The following is a 20872-nucleotide window of genomic DNA, read 5'->3' on the forward strand; positions in this document are numbered from 1 at the left end:
ATGGACAGGAGGGACAAGGAACGAGGTGTACATGCCGATAATTTCTGGTTCCGTGGAAAAAAGTCTCTGATCCAAACCCTTCTTCGTGCTTACGTGCCTGTGCCCGGTGTTAACATCCTGAATGTGGGTGCCGGCACGGGAGATGATATGCATGTGATTCACCCTTTTGGAAAGGTATATGCCACGGACCCGGATGAGGCATCGGTAGCCATGATTCCGGAACAGTATTGTGTAGAGAAGAAGGTGGCCGATGCCCTGCATCTCCCTTATTCAGATGGGACGTTCGACATTGCGCTTGCTTTTGATGTGCTGGAGCACATAGAAGATGATCATGCGGCCATCGCGGAGATAAGACGGGTACTGAAAAAAGACGGACTGTTCATTTTATCCGTGCCTGCCATGCCTGAGCTGTTCGGTGCACATGATCGTGCTCTGGGCCATTTCCGCAGATATGATCAGGATATGCTGAGGTCCGGCTTTGTGCATGGATGGGAGAATCTTCTATTGAAGTGGTGGAATACCACACTGTATCCTCTGGCTGCCAGGAAAAGAAAGAAGGACAGGGCAAAAAAAGATGAAGTGGAAGCACCGCGGTTACCTGCCGTTATTGATCGGGTGTTCGGATATATTCTGCAACGCGAATCCCAGGCGATTGTTCATTCCAAAGCCCATCGCGGCCTCAGTCTGGTTGCTGTTTTCAGGAAGAGATAACGTCATTCAGCTTTTCGACCGGAGTCCTCGGATGGTCCGGAACATCTGAAAGCCGTCGCGAAAAACATTCACTTTGGATCCGGCAGTTTCATTCCAGTGCACCGGCAATGACACGATGGGAATATGGTTGTGATGGATGTTCATCAATACCTCTACATCATGCGCAAAGCTGTAGTCATTCAGATTTTCAAAAGCCGCTCGCGCAATTGCTGTGGGGTAGCATTTGAATCCGCATTGGGTATCATCGAAAGGCATGCGGGTGTACATACGAACCAGTCGATTAAAGGCCAGCCCAATGCTTCTCCGGAACCAGGAATAGCGGACGATCCGGTGTTGGATGCCCTTCTCCCTTGAGCCTATGTAGACCTTATTGTCTTCCTCCCCTATCCAACCTTTTTCATTCCAGTACCTCCACTCTTCCGGTCCTGTTGCCAGGTCCGCGTCCAATGTAATGCACCAGGGGGTTTCACATTGCTGTATTCCCTGATAAAGCGCCCAGCCCTTCCCCTTGTTGTTGGGGTAGCTGATGGTACGAAAAGGAATGCCGGGCGACAGCGTTTGCAGGTGTTCACAGAGATCATGCAGGCGTGATTCCGTATCATCGGTACTTCCGTCGTTCACGAAAATGATGCCGGGCTGATCCGGGTGAATGGCGTACAGGTCACCTAATTTTCTTCGGGTAACATCCAGGCGGTGGGACTCATTGTAGCAGGGAATGATGAACGTTATTTCTGACGAAGAGATCATGATGAAAGGCAGGCCTGATCAGGCGGTGGCCAGCTTCATGAATACATCGAGTGCTGCAGGGTTTCTCATGGCATCTTTGCTTACCGCCTTTTTGGGATCCATACCCATGAGAATCTTCTTTACGGGAGCTTCCATTTTCTTGCCGCTGATGGTATACGGAATCTCAGAAACCTCTATGATCTCATCGGGAACGTGTCTTGGAGAATATGCACTTTTCAACGTAGCGTTGATCTTATCTTTCATGGCATCGTTCAGCGGATGCCCGGATGACATAACCACGAACAGGGGCATGTAATATGAGCCGCCATCTTTCTCAAGGCATACCACCAGGCTATCCGCCACTTCCGGGATGCTGTCCACAGCACTATACACCTCACTGGTGCCTATGCGCACGCCGCCCCGGTTGAGGGTGGCATCGGAACGGCCGTAAATGATCAGGCTGCCATGATCGGTAATGCGAAGCCAGTCGCCATGACGCCAGATTCCGGGATACATTTCAAAATAACTGGCGCGATATTTCTCCTGGCCTTCATCGTTCCAAAAGAAGACCGGCATGGAAGGCATGGGCTGTGTGATGACCATCTCCCCCACTTCATCATAGATCGCTTCACCATCGTCATTAAATGCCTCCACAGCGCAACCGAGCATGCGGCATTGGATCTCCCCTTTGTGTACAGGTAGCAAGGGCGACCCGCCGACAAAGCCGCTGCATATATCGGTACCACCGCTCAATGAAATGAGCCACATGTCTTGTTTGATGTGGTCGTACAACCACTCGAACGCTTCGGGTGGTAATGGCGACCCGGTGGATCCAACGGAGCGCAATGCAGGAAATTTATTTTGCCCCGCATACGACACCCCTTTCTTCATGCAGGCAATATAGTAGGCGGCACCTCCACCGAAGTGATTGATGCCTGCCTCTGCAGCAAAGTTCCAGAGTGCATGAATGTCGGGCCAGGCGGCGGCTCCCTCGTAGATCACCACGGTGGATCCATGAAGCAGTGCGGAATTTGCATAGTTCCACATCATCCATCCTGTGGTACTGTACCAGAAGAACCGGTCTCCCGGTTTACAATCCTGATGCAGTCCCAGGGCTTTCAAATGTTCCAGTAAAATGCCTCCCTGACTGTGGGTGATCGCCTTGGGCTTTCCTGTAGTACCGGAAGAGTACAATACCCAGATGGGATGGTCAAAAGAAACCGGAGTGAAGGTGAGTTTCCCCGAAGCTGTCTTGACCACATCATTCCATAACACGATGTTTGGGATGGATGGTAGCGGGGCATCGGTATTCAGATACGGAAACCATACCACATGCTCCAGGGTCGGCAGGGCGCTGACTAGTTCCTGCGCAGCAGCGGTCTTATCAAATGGCTTACCGTTATAACTGTAGCCATCGGAAGTGAACAGCACCTTGGGTTCGATTTGCTGGAAGCGGTCCACCACACTTGCTGTTCCGAAATCAGGTGAGCAACTGGACCATATCGCCCCGATGCTGTTGGTGGCAAGAAAGGCCATCAGTGCTTCCGGTGTGTTAGGCAGAAAAGAAACCACCCGATCGCCTTTGGAGACTCCTTTGTTTTTTAACCAGGCGGCGATGGCAGCAACCCTGGATTCCAGTTCTTTCCATGAAATATGTTGAATGGGATGCCTTTCGGATTTGAAGATGATGGCAGGATGCTGATCATTAGACTGCCTGAACACGTGTTCGGCATAATTGAGGGTACTACCTGTAAACCACCTGGTGCCCATGATGGTCCCGGAGGGCACGTCGATCACCTTTTCATAGTCGGAATGGGAGATGACGTCGTAATATTCCCAGATGGAAAGCCAGAAGTCGGCAATATGATCCACAGACCATTTTCTAAGATCTTCGTAGGATTCAAAGGATAATTTCCTGTGATCCTTGATCCACCGAAGGTATTGGGCCATGTTGGTTTGTTCCTTCCAGGCCGTTGATGGGTTCCAGAGAACGGGTGCACTTTCCATGGGGCGATCAGTTCGAGAACGGGTCATCAAAACCCCCGCTGTCATTATTTTTCTTGTATGATTTACAATCGGTGGTACGGGTGGGCTCTTTGGCAGGTCGCTCGAAGTCTTCTTTGGATATGTCGAGTTTCGGATCTGCATAAACCTTATTCATATAGTATCCCCATATGGGCAGGGCGGTATTGGCACCTTGTCCCAGGTACAGACTGGTGAAGCGCACGCTGCGGTCTTCTGCACCCACCCACACGCCGGTCACGAGATCCGGGGTGATACCCAGGAACCATCCGTCGGATTGGTTTTGTGTGGTTCCCGTTTTAGCTCCGAAGGGCGTCTTGATTCCGGCATACGGTCTTGATCCCCGAAGTCGCATGGCGGTTCCGGTCCACTTGCCTTTGGGGTCACAACAGGCCCCGTTTACCACCGCCTTCAACATGTTCAGCATGATGTAAGCGGTTTCTTCGCTCATGGGTTCTTCACGCTTTTGTTTGAAGCGGTAGATCACATTGCCGTATTTATCTTCAATGTGGGTAAGGTAAATGGGTTCCAGCCACATGCCCTTATTGGCAAAGGTGGAGGTGGCTCCCGTCAGTTCATATATCGTCAGGTCAGCCACACCGAGGCAGAGAGAAGGTACCGGCTCCAACGGACTCGTGATCCCCATTTTTCTTGCCAGTGACACCACGGCCTGCGGACCGTATTGTTTCATCACCCAGGCGGTGGCCGTATTGATGGAGTTGGCCAGACCGTACTTGAGAGAGATCATACCACCGTACACACCGTCGGCATTTTTTGGTGACCAGTCTTCCGGCAGACTAAAGCGATCCTTTTCAAAGATCACCGGATAGTTAGCCACCTCGTGACATGGATCCAGGCCTTGCTGAATAGCCAGTGCATACACGATGGGTTTGAAGGTGGATCCCACCTGTCTTCTTCCCTGGTACACGTGGTCGTACTTGAAGTGCTGGTAATTGATCCCACCCACCCAGGCTTTGATAAATCCGGTATGCGGATCCATGGACATCAGTCCGGCCTGCAGAAAACTCTTATAGTACCGGATGGAATCCATCGGCGTCATCACGGTATCAATATCTCCCTTCCAGGAGAAAACGTGCATTTCAGTTGGTGTGTTGAAGATGATCGGTATGGAGTCCGGGTCGGTCGCATACCGGACAAACTCACAGTCGTCGGATGTACAACGGAACACGGGTTGCCCATTGATTTTATCTCTCACCACGTTGCTGGCACCACGCCGTCCGCAGTTGGCACATTGTTTACCTGTGAGTATGAGATATCTCGGGGACCGTTTCATGGCCAGGGTCATGATCTGTTCCTGTTGTTTTGCAGAGATGCGCGAATCGAAAGGCGAATTTTTTCGCTTCTTAAGATTCTTGAAGAACTCGTCCTGAAGTTCGCTACCCAGATGTTGGGTAACCGCCCACTCTGCGTGTGCCTGCATGCGGGAATCGAGGGTGGTATAGATGCGCAGCCCGTCTTTGTAGATATTATAAGGGTTGCCTTCCGTATCGTGGTAGATATACTGACCCGTCTTAGGATCCTTCTGCGCCAGTATTTCGGTGACCTTGGAACGTAGTACTTCGCGGAAATAGGGAGCGGGGCCTTCTTTGTGGTCCACGATACGATAGTCCAGGCCAAGGGGCAGGGTCCTCACTGAATCATAAACCTCACGTGTCAGCAGTTTGTTTTTCACCATTTGGCTCAGAACAACTTCCCTACGTTTCATGGTCATCTCCGGGCGTTTAAGCGGATTGTATAAAGCCGGGTTTTGAGCCATTCCAACCAACATGGCAGACTCCTGCAGGTTCAGGGAATCGGATGGTTTATTGAAATATACATGTGCTGCGGATTCAATACCTACGGCATTGTTGATGAAATCGAATGTATTGAAGTACATGGCGATGATCTCATCCTTGGTGTATTGTCTTTCCAGTCTGGCAGCAATGACCCATTCTTTGAGTTTCCGGATGATCAGTTTGACGAGGGACAGGTTTTGCCTGGGAAAAAGGTTCTTTGCCAATTGCTGTGAAACGGTGCTGGCTCCGCCTGCTCCACCCACGTAAACGACCGCACGTATCAGCCCCCGGAGGTCTACGCCGGAATGATCATAAAATCGTTCATCTTCGGTGGCGATCAGTCCCTGGACAAGATATGGGGATAGGTGATCGAATGTCACATTGGTACGGTTCTCGCTGAAATATTTACCAAGCAGTTTTTTATCTGAAGAATAGATCAGTGTGGCCTGGTTGCTTTTGGGATTCTCAAGTTCGCGGAACGAAGGCAACGGACCCAATGCCTCGGCTGAAACGGCATAGATCAGTGCTCCGAAACCCAGGATGGGTCCCAGGACCAGTACCCACATCCAAATGATGTATCGGGTCCATTTATTTTTTTTCTCCGGAGATTTCTTCGCCATATACAACCCTGTTTAGGGACGTTCAAATTTTTCTATGCGTATGCCCACTTCCATGATAAACGGCAGCGGATCAACACGCATTGCCTGCTCCAGTCTAAACCGGTACTTTCCGGCCATCGGGAACCGTACGGCATGTTTCCACATCACCTGCGAATCCCATATATCACCCATGCCGCTTCCGAGCCATTCGCCAGCCTCATTCGCCAGCAGGACCTGGACGGTGTCCTGTATCACCTGTTCATTAGGGAAGGTGGTGGCCACCAACATATACAGGTTCCGATATCCGTAGTGCGATGCGTTGCGCACATTCAGGTACACGTTGTATGCCTGGGTGGTGTCGGTGATCTCCGCTTCAAAGTTGAGGGGCTCAGAAACTTTCCATGCATCTCCCTCAATGGCTTTATTTTCCTCATACACACGGTTCGGATCACATGAGGTAAGGAGTGTGATGCAACACATGAAGCGTATGATGATCGATGCATGCTTCATGATGCATTCGGTTTTTTACCGGAAGGTCTTCTTCCCCGGTTTTGCTTTTTACGGTTTCCGCCTTTCCTTCCTTTACCGCGGCTCTTCTTTTTGGTGCGGTCAAATCGTGTCAGGCTGTTATCGCTGATCACGTCTTTGAAATCGGGTTCTACCGGGATGTTCTGGTACATGGCCGACTTATCCAGCAGATCATCCGGCTTCTCTTGTTCTTTGTTAAGTTGGATGATCTCATTTACGCGATCAAGCGGAAGGCAAATGAAGTTATTCGGATCCTCTTTGTAGCTATACCACATGAGGCGTTTAAAGATGTCGGTCTTTTGGTGAAAGGCCTGTCCTTTTTGTGTCTCCAGTAATTGGTCTGTGCGCGGAAATTCTTTGACAGCTTCCATATAGCTGTCGAGTTCATAATTCAGACAGCACTTTAATTTTCCACATTGTCCGGCCAGTTTCTGAGGGTTAATGGCCAACTGCTGATACCTGGCCGCACTGGTTGAGACGGTCTGAAAGTCCGTAAGCCATGTAGAGCAGCAAAGTTCCCTGCCGCAGGAACCGAGACCGCCAAGGCGTCCTGCTTCCTGGCGAATACCGATTTGTTTCATTTCCACCCTCACCCTGAATTCGGATGCCAGTTTCTTGATCAGTTCACGGAAATCAACACGGTCTTCGGCGGTATAGTAAAAGATGGCCTTTGTCCGGTCACCCTGATACTCCACGTCGTTGATCTTCATATCCAGTTTGAACTCTTTGGTGAATTGCCTTGCATTCAGCATGGCATCATGTTCAAGGTCCATGGCCTTCGCCCATTTTTCAATATCCCCGGGTTTAGCCAAACGGTATACCTTCCGTATGCCACGGGTCGATGCCTTTTTACGGCGCATCTGAAGTGCTGCGGTTTCCGTGGAAAGAGATACGATACCGATATCATGCCCGGTAGCTGCTTCTACGGCAACAATATCCCCTTTCTTAAGTCCCAGCTTTTCTTCATCTCTGAAAAACTCTTTGCGGCCGTTCTTGAATTGCACCTCAACAAATGGTTGATCGGACTGGCCCTGGGCTGGCGGAACGGATGCCAGCCAATCGTAGGTGTTGAGCTTGGCACAACTTCCGCTGGCGCAATGTCCTTTGTTACCGCAACCGGCAGGCGTGGCTCCCCGTCCGTTTATGCATCCTGCACATCCCATATCGTGACTTATCTATACATTAATGTTTGTTAACCATAGGAAACCGGGGTTTCCGTCCAGAGCATATCATCTGCCTCACGACACCGTTTCGGCTTCCGCTCCGGCGGGCTTCACCTTTAAGGTTTGCCCGTATTCCAGTGACAAATCTAAAAAAAGGATTCTGGGATTGGCGTTTCTTTCGATTTCAGCGTATGCCTTACTGAAAATATCAAGCAGTCGTTTGCCATTGTTGGGGTGGATGAATGCATGAAATTTATTGGAGAACTGTCTTTCATCTTCATCCATCCGGATCAGGTTTTCGATGCCCAGATTCATCAGCAAATTTTCCCGTATCATGCGTAAGGCGTAGAGCAGAAACAATTTTTGCCGTTCTCTCCCCCACCCTGCCACTTCGTCGGCCCAGTCCACCAACCCTGCTACATCCTGTGCATAACAAAGTCTGGACCAGGAGATAAAGCTGAGCTCCATATCCCGGGTGTCTTCCGCATCCCGAACCAGGTCCATGGCCTGGTTGAAATTTCCTGCACACATGTGCGCGACCCTGTCGGCCTCTTCCGCCGTGCAGTCAAACTTTTGCTGCAGTGCTGAGGAAATGGCCTGATCGGCCAATGCCGGTACCTTGACATTCTGGAGACGTGAGATAATTGTGGGAAGCAAGTCTTCATGGTTGTGTTCTACAAGTAGAAAAAGGGACTTACCGGGTGGCTCTTCGAGGACCTTCAGCAACTTGTTGGCCGCATCGGTATTCATTTTTCCCGGCATCCAGATGACAACGAAATTGTAAGGTGCTTCATAAGCGGTCATGCTCACTTTTCGCATGATCTCTTCGCTTTCTTTCACCGCAATCAATGTTTGCTTGTTGTCAAGGTCTGTCATCTTATGCCAGTCGGCAATGGAGAGATAGGGGTTCTCAAGGAAGCCCTGCCTCCATGTCTCAATGTAGGAAGCACTCACCGGTTTGTCTTTATTTGCGGCGATGGGATAGACAAAATGCAGATCGGGATGGATCAGTTTGGCCATCTTCTGACATGAAGGGCATTTGCCACATGCATCCGTTTCCTGTTTGTTGCCGCATGCAATGTAGGTTGCATAGGCTACAGCGAGGGCCAGATTTCCGGATCCTTCCGGTCCCAGAAACAATTGGGCATGGCTGATACGACCTTCTTTGATTGTTTTGATCAAAGAAAGTTTTACGGCATCCTGGGCAATGATCTCTGAGAATAACATGGGAACGACAGTAAAATCCTTAGCTCTCAAAGATACCCAATTTCCGCTAACGCCATTCATCGGTACTTGGTGCGTAAGCGGTTGAATTTGCTAATTTTGCACGGCAAAACGATAGACCGATACTTCATGAGAACAATTGACGATATTTCATTCTCCGGCAGGAAGGCACTGGTGCGGGTAGATTTTAACGTTCCACTGGATTTTGATTTCAGGATAACGGATGACACCCGGATGAGGATGGTTTTACCAACTTTAAAAAAGATCCTGGGAGATGGAGGGAGTGTGATCCTCCTATCTCATCTGGGAAGACCAAAGAACGGACCTGAAGAAAAGTTTTCGCTCATTCATTTGGTGGATCATCTTGCTACATTGTTGGGTCAGGAAGTTTTGTTCTCCCGGGATTGTGTGGGTGATCAGGCCAAAAAAATGGCGGCGGATCTAAAGGCGGGCCAGGTGTTATTGTTGGAAAACCTGCGCTTTCATCCTGAGGAAGAAAAGGGGGATGTGGCATTTGCGAAATCCCTTGCATCACTGGGAGATGTTTATGTGAATGATGCATTTGGAACAGCCCACAGGGCTCATGCCTCCACGGCAATTATGGCGCAGTTCTTCCCACACAATAAATTATTTGGCTACCTGATGGCGGACGAAGTGAATAACATTGAGCGTGTTCTGCAAAACCCCGAACGTCCGGTTACCGCTATCATCGGGGGTGCAAAAGTTTCCGGGAAGATGGAGGTGATTACCCGGTTATTGGAAAAGATTGATCACCTGATCATTGGCGGCGGCATGTCATTTACCTTTATCAAAGCCAGGGGAGGAAAAATTGGTGCTTCGTTGGTGGAAGAAGATCTGGTTCCATTCGCTGCAGAAATGATAAAGAAGGCAGAAGAAAAAGGGGTGAGTTTGTTGCTTCCGCTTGATTGCGTCATTGCTGAAACATTTTCAAACAATGCCGATAAGGATATTGTTCCGTCGGATCAGATTCGTGAAGGTTGGATGGGCCTGGATGTGGGTCCCCAAACCTGCGAGCTATATTGCAAAGCGATCCTGTCTTCAAAGACCATTCTATGGAACGGCCCCATGGGTGTTTTTGAGATGTCAAGTTTTGAGTCTGGTACCAAGAAAATTGCCGAGGCCATTGTAACGGCTACTGAGCAGGGTGCATTTTCGCTGGTAGGTGGTGGAGATTCTGTTGCGGCGGTTAACAAATTCGGATTCGGGGAGCGTGTGAGTTATGTGTCCACCGGTGGCGGTGCGTTACTCGAATATCTTGAAGGCAAGGAGTTACCTGGGGTCAAGGCACTTCTGGAAGCTGTTTCATAAGATCACGGTTCCACCATTCTTCCGCCCGTATGTCATCAAGGTGTGGCAATAGAAATGGAGCCAGCCGTTCCACGGGTTCGTATAGCAATGAATGTTCACGCAGGTCCTGGTCAACCCATTGTCTGTAAATTTTGACCTGCTGTACCATCATCATCACCACACTGAGGATCAACCCGGTTTTAAGCAGGCCGAATATGGCACCGCCGAGGTAGTTGGCCCAGGCAAGACCTGTCCACGCAACCATCTTGTTCAGGACTTTTGCCAGAAGATGTACGCCGATAAGGACCAGCAGAAAAATGAGAGCGAAAGATGTTACCCGGATCACCTTCCGGTCCGTTTCCCACCAATGTGAAAGCCATTGCATGCCCCAGTCGGAGCATTGAATGGCAATGGCTACGCCAAGTACAAGTGCTACTACGGAGGCAAGACCGATAACCAGGCCTTTGGTTGCGCCTTTGTAGCCGGACCAAATCAGTGGAATAAGCAGTATGATGTCCAGGATGTTCACACCGTAATGATAGTAAATGACAGGATGCGGATGAGTCTATTCAACTGCCATTTATCAACGTGTCGTGTTCAACAACATTTGATTCCGGCTTTACACATCTCAGGCATTTTGTTACTTTGTATCTAAACTACTTAAATACGGTAAATGATTTTGGAAGGAGAGAAGACACATCAGGCAGCCTGGACAGAGTTGACGACATCGCTGGGGGAGAAGTTTGCAGATGGGGATGTACTATCAATGGAGGCCGTTCTTTTTCTGATAGGTGTTAATGAATTGGGAGAAGGTTTCAGACGTTTCTCCAAGGATGAAAAAATGGAGCTCGTGCACATAGCTGTTTGTGTATTGCTGAGTCAGGAAGGATATTACCGGATTATTGGTAAGGATGATCGTGGTTGGCCGGTGTGGGAAAATATCAAGCCGCTCCCGGAGCTTACCGGTGTGCCTCAGGAAAAGTGGATTCAGGAATTGGCGGTGAAATATTTTGAACCTTGAACTAACGAATAATAACCGTTTTGGTATTCGTCTTCCTCTGTTCAAGGGTAATGTAATCATTTGGTCCGTTGGCCAGGGTACCCTTGGTCGCTTCAATAAAAAGAATGTACTCGGCACCGGCTTTGAACTTAAACTCGGCCCTTCCGTCTGAACCCGTAGTTTGTATCTCGTCGATGATACAATTGGTTTGCGTGCAGTACAGGCGAACGGTAGCTTCGTTGACCGGCGCACCTAACGCGTCTTGAACGGTAATTTCAGCAAGGGTCGGCTTTTCACGGTAGCAAGCGTTTAGAAGCAGCACTCCCGTTACGATTGTTACGAGTAAAAATCCGAACTTTTTGATTCCTCTGCTGCGCATGCGATGCATTACTTTTCGTTGCCTGGGGTAAAAATAGAATAATTTTCCAAGAACGGGTTACTTAATCATCACGGTTAGTGAACCCGTTTTGCGTTCTTGCAATGAGATGTAGTTGTTCGGGCTGCTTTTCAGCGCGCCTTTATATGCTTCGATGAACAGCATATACTCGGTGTTATTCTTGAAATCAAAATTTGCTGTTCCGTCGGATCCGGTTTGTTCAGTCACATCAACAATGCAGTTTGTGGTATTGCAATACAATCTCACAGTAGCATCTGCAACCGGTTTGTTGTTCACATCCACCACAGTTATGGCTGCTTTGGTTGGCTTCTCCTTATAACATCCACTAAGTACTGTGATGCAACTGAGCATAACCAGAAAAGCATACATGTAGGACCTTGGACGATGCATCACTGAAACATTTATTAATTTTGGCCGGTCGATTGACCGAAAGAAATATCAACACTATTCTAACAAATTTAATGAACTTAGGCGCAAACTAAAAATTTCCCATAAGAAATTTGAGAATCAGTTAGTTCAAAGGATAATGAAAGAAGAAGTTAAACAGTTGTTGCAGGAGTTGGAGGAGATCCGGCTTGAAGGAGTGGAATCTCTGGAGAGATTCAGGTTGGACTGGCTTAGTAAAAAGGGTAAGGTTCAGGGGTTGTTCGCAAAATTCAGGGAAGCTCCTGTTGAGATTAAGAAGGCATTGGGTGCGGAATTGAATGAACTGAAAACCAAAGCGCAATTGCGCTATGATGAAGCTGCTGCTTCAGTAAAACAGACATCTGCTGATAAAAAAGGAACCAGAGACCTGACCCTTCCGGGTGAAGGTTTTGTGCCAGGTAGCAGACATCCGCTTTCGCAGGTGAGAAATCAGATCGTTGGTATTTTTGAACGCGTGGGTTTTACCGTTTCCGATGGTCCGGAGATTGAAAGTGACTGGAACAACTTCTCCGCATTGAATATGCCGGAGGATCACCCTGCAAGGGATATGCAGGATACGTTCTTTATGCAAAAAGACCCGGATGTGGTTTTGCGTACCCACACTTCCTCTGTTCAGGTGCGGGTGATGGGTAATCAAAAACCACCGATTCGCACGATCTCACCTGGTCGTGTGTATCGGAATGAGGCCATATCCGCACGTGCTCATTGTCTTTTTCATCAGGTAGAAGGGTTATGTATTGATGAGCATGTGAGTTTTGCGGACCTAAAGCAGGTGTTGAATCATTTCGCAACGGAAATGTTCGGACCCGATACTAAAACCCGTTTAAGACCATCATATTTTCCATTTACCGAACCTTCGGCAGAGATGGACATCTCCTGTAATATTTGTAAAGGAAAGGGTTGCAATATCTGTAAATACAGTGGTTGGGTTGAAATCCTGGGTTGTGGGATGGTTGATCCCGCTGTGCTGGATCATTGTGGGATCGATAGTGAGAAATACACCGGTTATGCCTTCGGCATGGGTATTGAACGCATCGCCATGTTAAAACACCAGGTGAATGATATCCGGTTGTTTTTTGAAAACGATGTGCGGTTCTTGAAGCAATTTACGCCCATCGGGTAGCGACTCCCAGCTTTTTAGTACACTTTCTGATTTGTGAAAAATTAACAGGGTCTTTTACCCTGAATGATTACTTTTGACGCCCTATGGAAGCATTGATAATGATAGGTCAGTTGTTGTTGGGATTGTCCATCCTTGTAGTACTACATGAATGGGGACACTTCGCGGCAGCAAGGTATTTTGGCATTAAGGTGGAGAAATTCTATCTGTTCTTCGATGCTTTTAATTTCCGTCTCTTCAAGTTCAAGAAAGGTGACACCGAGTATGGTATCGGCTGGCTTCCTTTGGGAGGATATGTGAAGATTGCCGGTATGATTGATGAGTCGATGGACAAGGAGCAAATGAAGGAGCCACCAAAGCCATGGGAGTTCAGAACCAAACCTGCATGGCAAAGACTTATTGTAATGTTGGGTGGTGTTACGGTGAATACCATTTTGGGCATTCTGATATTCTGGATGGCCACCTTTGTTTATGGAGAAGAATATCTCCCGAATGAGCAGGTGAAGAATGGAATTGTAGCTTATCCCGTTGCACAGGAAATCGGGTTCCGGACCGGAGATCATATACTGGCCATTAATGGAAAGCCATTGGAGAGGTTTCATAATATCCGGGGCCCTGAAGTTCTTTATGGGAATTCAGATGTTACAGTACTACGTGGAGGCGAAACGCTGAATGTTCATGTACCGGAAAGCATTCTCAATAAAATTAGTGAACCGGGAGTGGGTCCCGAGCATTTTATTGCGGAACGGATGACTTTCTTCGTTAAGGAGATACAGGAAGGTTCGGGGGCGGCAAACGCAGGCCTGCAAAGAAACGATAGGATTCAATCGATCAATGGAGAATCCGTTCGTTTTTTTGATGAGCTGGTAGATAAGGTACAGGACCATAAAGGCGAGGAGGTTGATCTTACCATCGAGAGGGATGGAAAAACCATGTCTCTGGTTGCAACAATCTCGGATGAAGGACTTCTCGGCATAGGTCCCGGAACAAATGACTTTGAATACAAAACACTGAAGTTCGGGTTGGTGGAGTCTTTCGGAATTGGGATGGACAAGGCCTGGGGCACCGCAACCGATTATGTAAAGGGTTTGGAAAGAATAGTATCCGGAAAGGTTTCAGCGCAAAAGTCGGTTCAGGGACCGATTGGAATTGCCAAGATTTATGGAGGTGAATGGAAATGGCCTCGGTTCTGGATTTTAACAGGATTTCTTTCAATCGTCCTTGCGTTCATGAACCTCTTACCTATTCCTGCCCTGGACGGCGGTCATGCCATGTTTCTTGTGATTGAAATGATCAAAGGAGGGCCGCTGAATGAAAAGATTATGGAGCGGGCGCAGCTTATCGGTCTTGCCATTCTGGGAACACTTATGCTCTTTATTTTCGGAAACGATATCTGGCGTTTATTTCAATAAACCAGTACTACCTTTTTAAACATCCTCTGTTAATAACTTGTGGAAAATCTCAACGGGGTCGTCGGTGAATGCCTTACTTTTGAAGATAAGTAACCGAATAATCCCGTTGATTGATGTGCAAAAAGTTTTTAACCGCGCTGTGCATAACCGGATCCCTTATGGGATATGCGCAGGATGATAACGCGCTGGAGCCAAAGCCCGCATCGCCGAATAAGGAAGAAAAAGCCGGATATGTTCCACCGAATGACGGGCAACGTTATCACAAGGTTGTACTTGTACCTTACAATCCTATGATGCATTTATCAGATGCCGATGTTGACATTGTACAGTATAGCGGTCTTCCCCTGAAAAAGGTACATGCACGCTTCAGAGGAGAACTAAATGCGACCCTCAACATGCAGTTAAAGAAGATATATCCGTTGAAGGATCTCATGATGGAAGAAATTGAGAACGAAAGCGAAGATCTGGATAGAATATATCATTCCATTGGTTACAAGATGGAAAAGGCCAGGCCTTCCTACCTGAATGAGGAGGCCAAAGAAGCAAGTAAAAAAACCATCTTTGAGAAGATGGGCATCGGAAAAAACGCGGAAGAAAATCCTGAACCGACGAATGAGGCAAGTGAGGGTGCCGATGCCTATATCCAATACCATGATAAAGACCGGGAGTACCTGGAATCCAAAATATCGGATCCTGACCTTATCCCCTACCTGTCCAATAAATATCACGCGGATCTTTTTGTATTTATCAACCAAATAGAGATTAAAACAAATTACACCAGTTGCCTGGATCTCGCGAATAAAGTATATGAAAGAGAGATTCGTGTGCATTTCACGATCCGTGACGCCGAAGGGAAAGTAGTGCTGGGTGATGTTGCGGTTACCGTATTTCCTTCAAACTCCAACGACATCGGGGAGATCACAGCTAATAATTACCCGATGATCTCAGAGTACATAGCGAAGAGCATCCCGCAACCACATGATACGGTTGAGGAAAAAAGAGAGCAACACGACAAGCTGATCCTCAGGTTTCAGCGAAAGACTGAAAGAAAGCAAAGCAAAATGTATTAATTGTCGGGTCTCTGTATGCAGATGGAATTGCTATAGTCATACCGGTAGGATATATTTGACCCGGAATGAAAAAGCGTAGCAAAAGAAAAAACATCTTCATCCTTGTTGTTCTGATACTGGGTATTATCCAATTCATTCCGGTAGATCGTACATCAAAAGCCGTTGATGCCAGCAAAGACTTTATTGCCCTCCATAAACCACCTGCCGGTGTTGAGAAGATGTTAAGGATGGCTTGTTATGATTGCCACTCCAATGAAACAAGATATCCCTGGTATGCCCACGTTGCGCCAATCTCATTTTGGCTCCAGAATCATATCAAAGGTGGCCGGCACCACTTGAACTTTTCCGAATGGGGAGACTATTCTGCAAAAAAGGCAAATCACAAGCTGGAAGAGTGCTACGAAATGGTGGCAGACAGTGAAATGCCCATGTCTACCTACGTATGGATGCATGGTGAGGCAGCATTATCCGATGAACAGATCAAGACATTGAATTCCTATTTCATATCCCTGCGTGGTCCGGAAATGACACCTGAAGGTGATCTTTCAGATCATGGCCTTGATTAGATTCATCAGGGACACGCAGTAAACCAATACACATTCTCAGGATTCTTATTAGCTTTGAAAGGCCTCTTTTTCAAACAAAGCTTTTCAAACTATGTCCGAGACTTCAATAGCTATTCGTGGCGATGTAAGGGAATCCCTTACCCGTATAGGCGTTCGTGAAAAAAACCCGGGAATTTCAACCGGTCTGAATTGGGAAGAAGGTAGTGGTGCTTCTATCGCTTCCATTTCACCCGTTGATGGAGTAACAATCGGTGCGGTAAGTTCAGCCACTCCTGAACAGTATGACAAAGTAATTCAGGTTGCCGCCGAAGCTTTTCTTCATTGGAGAACCGTTCCTGCTCCTCAAAGAGGCGAAATTGTTCGCCAGATGGGAGATGCATTCAGAAAGCATAAGAGCGACCTGGGTCGGCTTGTGTCTTATGAAATGGGTAAAAGCTATCAGGAAGGTCTCGGTGAAGTTCAGGAAATGATTGATATCTGTGATTTTGCAGTTGGACAATCACGACAGCTTTATGGCCTTACCATGCATTCAGAGCGTCCAAAACACAGGATGTATGAACAGTATCATCCGTTAGGCATTGTCGGAGTGATTACCGCCTTTAACTTTCCCGTGGCTGTATGGGCATGGAATGCAATGCTGGCCTTCGTGTGTGGAGATGTTGTAGTATGGAAACCGTCGGAGAAGACACCGCTTTGTTCCGTTGCATGCCAGCAGATAATAAGCGATGTTCTGAAGCGGAATAACTTACCGGAAGGTTTATCATGCATTGTTAATGGCGATTACCAGATCGGAGAGTGTATTTCCGGAGATCAAAGGGTACCACTGGTTTCAGCCACCGGATCCATTAGAATGGGCAAAAAGGTGGCTGCAGTAGTAGGTGGTCGACTGGGTAAGGCTTTATTGGAACTTGGAGGAAATAATGCGATGATCATTACACCTTCAGCGGATTTGGAGGCAAGTCTTCCGGCCATTGTTTTCGGAGCTGTGGGTACCTGCGGTCAGCGATGCACAAGTACCCGAAGGTTGATCATTCATGAAAGCATCTTTGATAAGGTAAAGGAAATGATCGCCAAGGCATATGGTCAGCTTCGAATCGGAGATCCTTTGGACGAAAACAATCATATGGGTCCGTTGATTGATGAACAGGCGGTGGAGCAATATTTAAACGCGATATCGGACGTAAAGAAACAAGGTGGAGAAATGTTGATTGAAGGCGGAAGAATGGACCATGAGGGTTCTGCATGTTATGTAACACCTTCAGTGGCTGTAGTATCAGCTGATACGCCGATGGTGCAACATGAGACATTTGCGCCTTTGCTTTACCTTATCAGGTATGGTACGCTTGATGAAGCCATCCACATTCAGAACAACGTTCCGCAAGGCCTTTCATCTGCTATTATGACAACACATATGAGGGAGATGGAGTCATTTTTATCAGCTGAAGGTTCTGATTGCGGCATTGCCAATGTGAATATCGGAACTTCCGGAGCCGAAATAGGTGGCGCATTTGGAGGTGAGAAAGAGACAGGTGGTGGAAGAGAGTCAGGCTCGGACGCGTGGAAGGTATACATGCGAAGGCAAACGAATACGATCAATTATAGCACAGAGCTTCCTTTGGCTCAGGGTATAAAATTTGAAATTTAGTCGCAGGATATTGGTTGTCCATAACCTTTTATTTCGCCATTCGTAGAAATAAGGCAAACCAATACCTGATCAGATGAAAAGACTTTTCTCCCTGGTAATTTGTTTGACTATGGGTTCGGTTGTAGTTTATAGTCAAGATACCTCAGTTGTGCTGGCCAAAGATACGGTCATCGACAGCATTCATTATCGCCACATTGACCGTTATTCGGATGGAACCATCAGTGCCATAGGGAACTATGATGAAGAAGGTTATACGAAGATCGGCAAATGGTGGTATTTTACCCCGGATGGAAATCTTAAGATGAGCGGCGAATACCGCAACGGTCGGAAGAATGGGCCATGGTTGATCGCTCCTTATACACTGGAGTACTACAGAAATGGGCAGCTGCACGACAAAAAGCAGATCAACCCCGGTTCTACCTACTAATTTTATTCTGATCCTGCGTTTTTCCTATTTACATTATTAGCGTTAATTTTCGTAATTTATCGCTATTCAAAGGAGGTGTGCTTTTAATATGCGCAAGATCATATGTTATATTCTGACCTTATTTCTGGGGTCAATTCATGCGGTAGCACAACAGCCACTTTCCTACTTTCTTCCGCCGGAGGCAACCTATGATCCCCAAATAACGCCTCCCGATAAGTTTCTTGGTTGGGAAATGGGTAAATGGCATATCAGTCATGATAAACTCATATCCTATCTCAAACTGATTTCAACACAATCCGATCGTATTCGGATTTCTCAATATGGCATTACGGAAGAAGAGCGCCCTTTATTACTCCTTACGATCACCTCCACGGGCAATCATCAGCAACTGGAGAAAATACGTTCCCAACATCTTGAACTGAGTGATCCGGAGAGATCGGAGAAATTGAACATTCAGGAAATGCCCGTTATTATCTACATGGGCTATAGCATTCATGGAAATGAGGCCAGTGGCACCAATGCGGCGATGCTGATGGCCTATCATCTGGCAGCGGCCCAGGGACCTGATATTGATTCTCAGCTTAGCCATTCGGTAATCCTGCTGGATCCATGCATGAATCCTGACGGGAGTAATCGTTTTGCGAGTTGGGTCAATTCCCACAAGAGTGCTTCGTTGGTCAAGGATCCGCACAGTCGTGAATTCACAGAGGCATGGCCCAATGGCCGGACGAATCACTACTGGTCTGATCTTAACAGGGACTGGCTTCCCGTACAACAAATTGAAACGGAAGGACGAATCGAACAGTATCACCGGTGGATGCCAAATGTACTTACCGACCACCACGAGATGAGTACAAATTCAACCTTTTTCTTTCAGCCGGGAATACCTTCCAGAACACATCCGCTCACACCACCGAAGAATTTTGAATTGACAGAGAAGATCGGAAAATACCATGCTGCGGCATTGGATAAAATCGGCTCGCTCTATTACACCAAAGAATCATATGATGACTTCTACTATGGAAAAGGTTCCACCTACCCGGATATTAATGGAGGTGTGGGCATTCTTTTTGAGCAAGCCAGTTCGCGGGGGCATTTACAGCAAAGCATCCATGGCCCACTTTCATTTGCTTTTACCATTCGTAATCAATTTGTTACCTCTCTTTCCACATTGAAGGCCTCGGTAGAGATAAGAGAAGAACTGCTGGATTTTCAAAGGCAATTTTATCTTGATGCTGAAAAGGAAGCGCACCACGATCCTGTTAAGGCATTTGTAGTTGATTGTAAAAACGATGAGGGCAGGATGTACCACTTTCTTAAACTATTGAGGCATCATAAGATTAACATATATCATCTGGCAAAGGAGATAGAAGTTAACGGGGTGAGGTTTAAGCCCGGAACCGCGTACATTATGCCTATGGAACAGCCACAATACAGGTTGATAAAGGCAATGTTTGAAAGCCTTCATTCTTTTAAGGACAGTTTGTTTTATGACGTTTCAAGCTGGACCCTCCCGTTGTCCTTTAATTTGGATTTTGCAAGATTAAACAGGCGCCAGTACAAACCTGATTTGATGGGGGAAGAGGTTAAGGAGGTTTTGTTTCCCGAAGGGCGTCTTTTTGGTGACAAAAGCGATTATGGCTATGTACTGGAGTGGGATAATTATTATGCGCCTCGCCTCGTAAATGCATTATTGAAAAGGGACCTGGTGGTAAAGACAGCGACAAAGCCATTTACGTCATTCACTGCGGCAGGCAGTCGGGATTTTAGTTACGGAACGATACTCATCCCGGCTCAGCGTCAGGGCAATATAGGTGAACGGGAGATTTATCAGATGTTGAAGGAATTGTCAGTTTCAAACGGTGTAAATGTATACTCATTAACCACCGGTTTGACACTAAAAGGAATTGATATTGGCAGTCCAAGTTTTGTAACTATAAGACAGCCAAAACTGCTGATGGTGGTCGGAGAGGGTGTCAGTGCCTATGATGCAGGAGAAGTATGGCATCAGCTCGATAAACGCGTGGGCATGCAAGTGGTCATGGTGGAGAAATCTGTCCTGAATAACATGAGTTTTGATGAGTTCAATACCATTGTAATGGTGGAAGGTAGATATGGTGATATAGCCCTTTCAACAGTAGAGAACATAAGACAATGGATAGACGATGGAGGGACCCTGATTGCGATGAGAGGTGCGATAGATTGGTGTCGTAAGCATGATTTGGTAACGATTAGTCAGAAGTCAAGACCAAAGCAGATTGACTCATTAGATCTTTCCAAAAGACTATATGCTTACCTTGATAGGGATCGTGGATCTCAGATAATAGGAGGCGCCATTTTTAATACCAGGATTGACCTTACACATCCCATGGGTTATGGCTTTGACCATGAATATTTGCCGGTGTTCAGGAGAGATACAGTATTTTACCTGCCCAGTCGGAACCCCTATGCTACACCTGTGGTTTATACAGATGAACCCTTGATGAGTGGGTATATATCCGATGAGAAGAATGAACTATTGAAGTCTTCTGCTGCAGTTGTTGTATGCGGGTATGGAAACGGCAGAATCATTTGTATTGCAGATGATCCAAATTTTCGTGCGTTCTGGTTTGGGACAAATAAGCTATTCCTGAATGCGATCTTCTTTGGCTCGATCATAAACAAATACGCAGTGGAGCAGGTCCCTAAACAAAAGCGACTGGAAAGAAAGGAAAAGAGTCCATCTCATTAAC

General features: G+C 47.2%; 19 protein-coding genes. 10 read left to right on the top strand and 9 right to left on the bottom strand.

Annotated features, from left to right (window positions below; translation table 11 throughout):
* The gene (locus KDD36_01320; GenBank protein ID MCB0395259.1) at nucleotides 1–711 is read left to right on the top strand and encodes a class I SAM-dependent methyltransferase; all 711 of its coding nucleotides are present in this window, start codon (nucleotides 1–3) and stop codon (nucleotides 709–711) included.
* A 6-nt stretch (nucleotides 712–717) separates the two neighbouring features.
* Here KDD36_01320 and KDD36_01325 read toward each other — a convergent pair whose 3' ends face one another.
* The 6 genes from KDD36_01325 to KDD36_01350 all read right to left on the bottom strand — a co-directional run bounded on the left by KDD36_01325 (nucleotide 718) and on the right by KDD36_01350 (nucleotide 8802).
* Nucleotides 718–1458, bottom strand: coding sequence for a glycosyltransferase (locus KDD36_01325; protein MCB0395260.1), 741 nt, complete (start codon nucleotides 1456–1458; stop codon nucleotides 718–720).
* A gap of 18 nt (nucleotides 1459–1476) precedes the next feature.
* Nucleotides 1477–3471: an acetoacetate--CoA ligase gene (locus KDD36_01330; GenBank protein MCB0395261.1), complete on the bottom strand. Its 1995-nt coding sequence runs from the start codon at nucleotides 3469–3471 to the stop codon at nucleotides 1477–1479.
* Nucleotides 3452–5875, bottom strand: a complete 2424-nt coding sequence (locus tag KDD36_01335) for a transglycosylase domain-containing protein (GenBank protein MCB0395262.1) — start codon at nucleotides 5873–5875, stop codon at nucleotides 3452–3454. The genes KDD36_01330 and KDD36_01335 overlap by 20 nt, the downstream gene beginning before the upstream one ends.
* A gap of 12 nt (nucleotides 5876–5887) precedes the next feature.
* Nucleotides 5888–6364 (bottom strand): gliding motility lipoprotein GldH, encoded by a 477-nt coding sequence (locus KDD36_01340; protein ID MCB0395263.1) that lies wholly within the window; start codon nucleotides 6362–6364, stop codon nucleotides 5888–5890.
* Nucleotides 6361–7545: a hypothetical protein gene (locus KDD36_01345; protein ID MCB0395264.1), complete on the bottom strand. Its 1185-nt coding sequence runs from the start codon at nucleotides 7543–7545 to the stop codon at nucleotides 6361–6363. Before KDD36_01345 ends, KDD36_01340 begins: the two co-directional genes overlap by 4 nt.
* Before the next feature lie 75 nt (nucleotides 7546–7620).
* Nucleotides 7621–8802, bottom strand: coding sequence for a DNA polymerase III subunit delta' (locus tag KDD36_01350; protein ID MCB0395265.1), 1182 nt, complete (start codon nucleotides 8800–8802; stop codon nucleotides 7621–7623).
* Between the two features lie 96 nt (nucleotides 8803–8898).
* Between KDD36_01350 and KDD36_01355 the strand changes: the two genes are divergently transcribed.
* A complete protein-coding gene (locus tag KDD36_01355) occupies nucleotides 8899–10098 on the top strand; it encodes a phosphoglycerate kinase (protein ID MCB0395266.1) in 1200 nt (399 codons plus the stop codon).
* Here the strand turns inward: KDD36_01355 and KDD36_01360 are convergent.
* Entirely contained in the window at nucleotides 10070–10606 is a 537-nt protein-coding gene (locus KDD36_01360) for a CvpA family protein (protein ID MCB0395267.1), read from the bottom strand. The two genes, KDD36_01355 and KDD36_01360, sit on opposite strands and share 29 nt — an antisense overlap.
* Before the next feature lie 144 nt (nucleotides 10607–10750).
* On the opposite strand from KDD36_01360, the gene KDD36_01365 reads away from it, so the two are divergent.
* Complete coding sequence (locus KDD36_01365; protein MCB0395268.1) at nucleotides 10751–11098, top strand: hypothetical protein; 348 nt, start codon at nucleotides 10751–10753, stop codon at nucleotides 11096–11098.
* Nucleotide 11099: 1 nt separating this feature from the next.
* Here KDD36_01365 and KDD36_01370 read toward each other — a convergent pair whose 3' ends face one another.
* Nucleotides 11100–11456, bottom strand: coding sequence for a hypothetical protein (locus tag KDD36_01370; GenBank protein ID MCB0395269.1), 357 nt, complete (start codon nucleotides 11454–11456; stop codon nucleotides 11100–11102).
* 57 nt (nucleotides 11457–11513) lie between these two features.
* Nucleotides 11514–11864 carry a hypothetical protein gene (locus tag KDD36_01375; GenBank protein ID MCB0395270.1) on the bottom strand — a complete coding sequence of 117 codons (351 nt, stop codon included), beginning with the start codon at nucleotides 11862–11864 and terminating at the stop codon, nucleotides 11514–11516.
* 136 nt (nucleotides 11865–12000) lie between these two features.
* Between KDD36_01375 and pheS the strand changes: the two genes are divergently transcribed.
* From pheS to KDD36_01410, 7 genes are all read left to right on the top strand, one after another.
* The gene (gene pheS, locus KDD36_01380; protein ID MCB0395271.1) at nucleotides 12001–13023 is read left to right on the top strand and encodes a phenylalanine--tRNA ligase subunit alpha; all 1023 of its coding nucleotides are present in this window, start codon (nucleotides 12001–12003) and stop codon (nucleotides 13021–13023) included.
* Nucleotides 13024–13106: 83 nt separating this feature from the next.
* The gene (gene rseP, locus KDD36_01385) at nucleotides 13107–14432 is read left to right on the top strand and encodes an RIP metalloprotease RseP (protein MCB0395272.1); all 1326 of its coding nucleotides are present in this window, start codon (nucleotides 13107–13109) and stop codon (nucleotides 14430–14432) included.
* Nucleotides 14433–14590: 158 nt separating this feature from the next.
* Complete coding sequence (locus KDD36_01390; GenBank protein ID MCB0395273.1) at nucleotides 14591–15502, top strand: hypothetical protein; 912 nt, start codon at nucleotides 14591–14593, stop codon at nucleotides 15500–15502.
* 65 nt (nucleotides 15503–15567) lie between these two features.
* A complete protein-coding gene (locus KDD36_01395) occupies nucleotides 15568–16068 on the top strand; it encodes a heme-binding domain-containing protein (GenBank protein ID MCB0395274.1) in 501 nt (166 codons plus the stop codon).
* Nucleotides 16069–16159: 91 nt separating this feature from the next.
* Nucleotides 16160–17713, top strand: a complete 1554-nt coding sequence (locus tag KDD36_01400; protein MCB0395275.1) for an aldehyde dehydrogenase family protein — start codon at nucleotides 16160–16162, stop codon at nucleotides 17711–17713.
* Nucleotides 17714–17786: 73 nt separating this feature from the next.
* Nucleotides 17787–18140, top strand: a complete 354-nt coding sequence (locus tag KDD36_01405) for a hypothetical protein (protein MCB0395276.1) — start codon at nucleotides 17787–17789, stop codon at nucleotides 18138–18140.
* A gap of 88 nt (nucleotides 18141–18228) precedes the next feature.
* Nucleotides 18229–20871, top strand: coding sequence for a zinc carboxypeptidase (locus KDD36_01410; protein MCB0395277.1), 2643 nt, complete (start codon nucleotides 18229–18231; stop codon nucleotides 20869–20871).
* Nucleotide 20872 lies beyond the last annotated feature (1 nt).

Source organism: Flavobacteriales bacterium, from assembly GCA_020435415.1.
GTDB lineage: Bacteria > Bacteroidota > Bacteroidia > JACJYZ01 > JACJYZ01 > JACJYZ01.

Excerpts from the sequence above, each read along its gene's own strand:
- KDD36_01320 (MCB0395259.1), top strand. The coding sequence starts at position 1 with ATGGACAGGAGGGACAAGGAACGAGGTGTACATGCCGATAATTTCTGG.
- KDD36_01355 (MCB0395266.1), top strand. The coding sequence starts at position 8,899 with ATGAGAACAATTGACGATATTTCATTCTCCGGCAGGAAGGCACTGGTG.
- KDD36_01340 (MCB0395263.1), bottom strand. The coding sequence starts at position 6,364 with ATGAAGCATGCATCGATCATCATACGCTTCATGTGTTGCATCACACTC.
- KDD36_01345 (MCB0395264.1), bottom strand. The coding sequence starts at position 7,545 with ATGGGATGTGCAGGATGCATAAACGGACGGGGAGCCACGCCTGCCGGT.
- KDD36_01330 (MCB0395261.1), bottom strand. The coding sequence starts at position 3,471 with ATGACCCGTTCTCGAACTGATCGCCCCATGGAAAGTGCACCCGTTCTC.
- KDD36_01375 (MCB0395270.1), bottom strand. The coding sequence starts at position 11,864 with ATGCATCGTCCAAGGTCCTACATGTATGCTTTTCTGGTTATGCTCAGT.
- KDD36_01390 (MCB0395273.1), top strand. The coding sequence starts at position 14,591 with ATGGGATATGCGCAGGATGATAACGCGCTGGAGCCAAAGCCCGCATCG.
- rseP (MCB0395272.1), top strand. The coding sequence starts at position 13,107 with ATGGAAGCATTGATAATGATAGGTCAGTTGTTGTTGGGATTGTCCATC.
- KDD36_01405 (MCB0395276.1), top strand. The coding sequence starts at position 17,787 with ATGAAAAGACTTTTCTCCCTGGTAATTTGTTTGACTATGGGTTCGGTT.
- KDD36_01400 (MCB0395275.1), top strand. The coding sequence starts at position 16,160 with ATGTCCGAGACTTCAATAGCTATTCGTGGCGATGTAAGGGAATCCCTT.
- KDD36_01335 (MCB0395262.1), bottom strand. The coding sequence starts at position 5,875 with ATGGCGAAGAAATCTCCGGAGAAAAAAAATAAATGGACCCGATACATC.
- KDD36_01365 (MCB0395268.1), top strand. The coding sequence starts at position 10,751 with ATGATTTTGGAAGGAGAGAAGACACATCAGGCAGCCTGGACAGAGTTG.
- KDD36_01395 (MCB0395274.1), top strand. The coding sequence starts at position 15,568 with ATGAAAAAGCGTAGCAAAAGAAAAAACATCTTCATCCTTGTTGTTCTG.
- KDD36_01410 (MCB0395277.1), top strand. The coding sequence starts at position 18,229 with ATGCGCAAGATCATATGTTATATTCTGACCTTATTTCTGGGGTCAATT.
- KDD36_01325 (MCB0395260.1), bottom strand. The coding sequence starts at position 1,458 with ATGATCTCTTCGTCAGAAATAACGTTCATCATTCCCTGCTACAATGAG.
- pheS (MCB0395271.1), top strand. The coding sequence starts at position 12,001 with ATGAAAGAAGAAGTTAAACAGTTGTTGCAGGAGTTGGAGGAGATCCGG.
- KDD36_01370 (MCB0395269.1), bottom strand. The coding sequence starts at position 11,456 with ATGCGCAGCAGAGGAATCAAAAAGTTCGGATTTTTACTCGTAACAATC.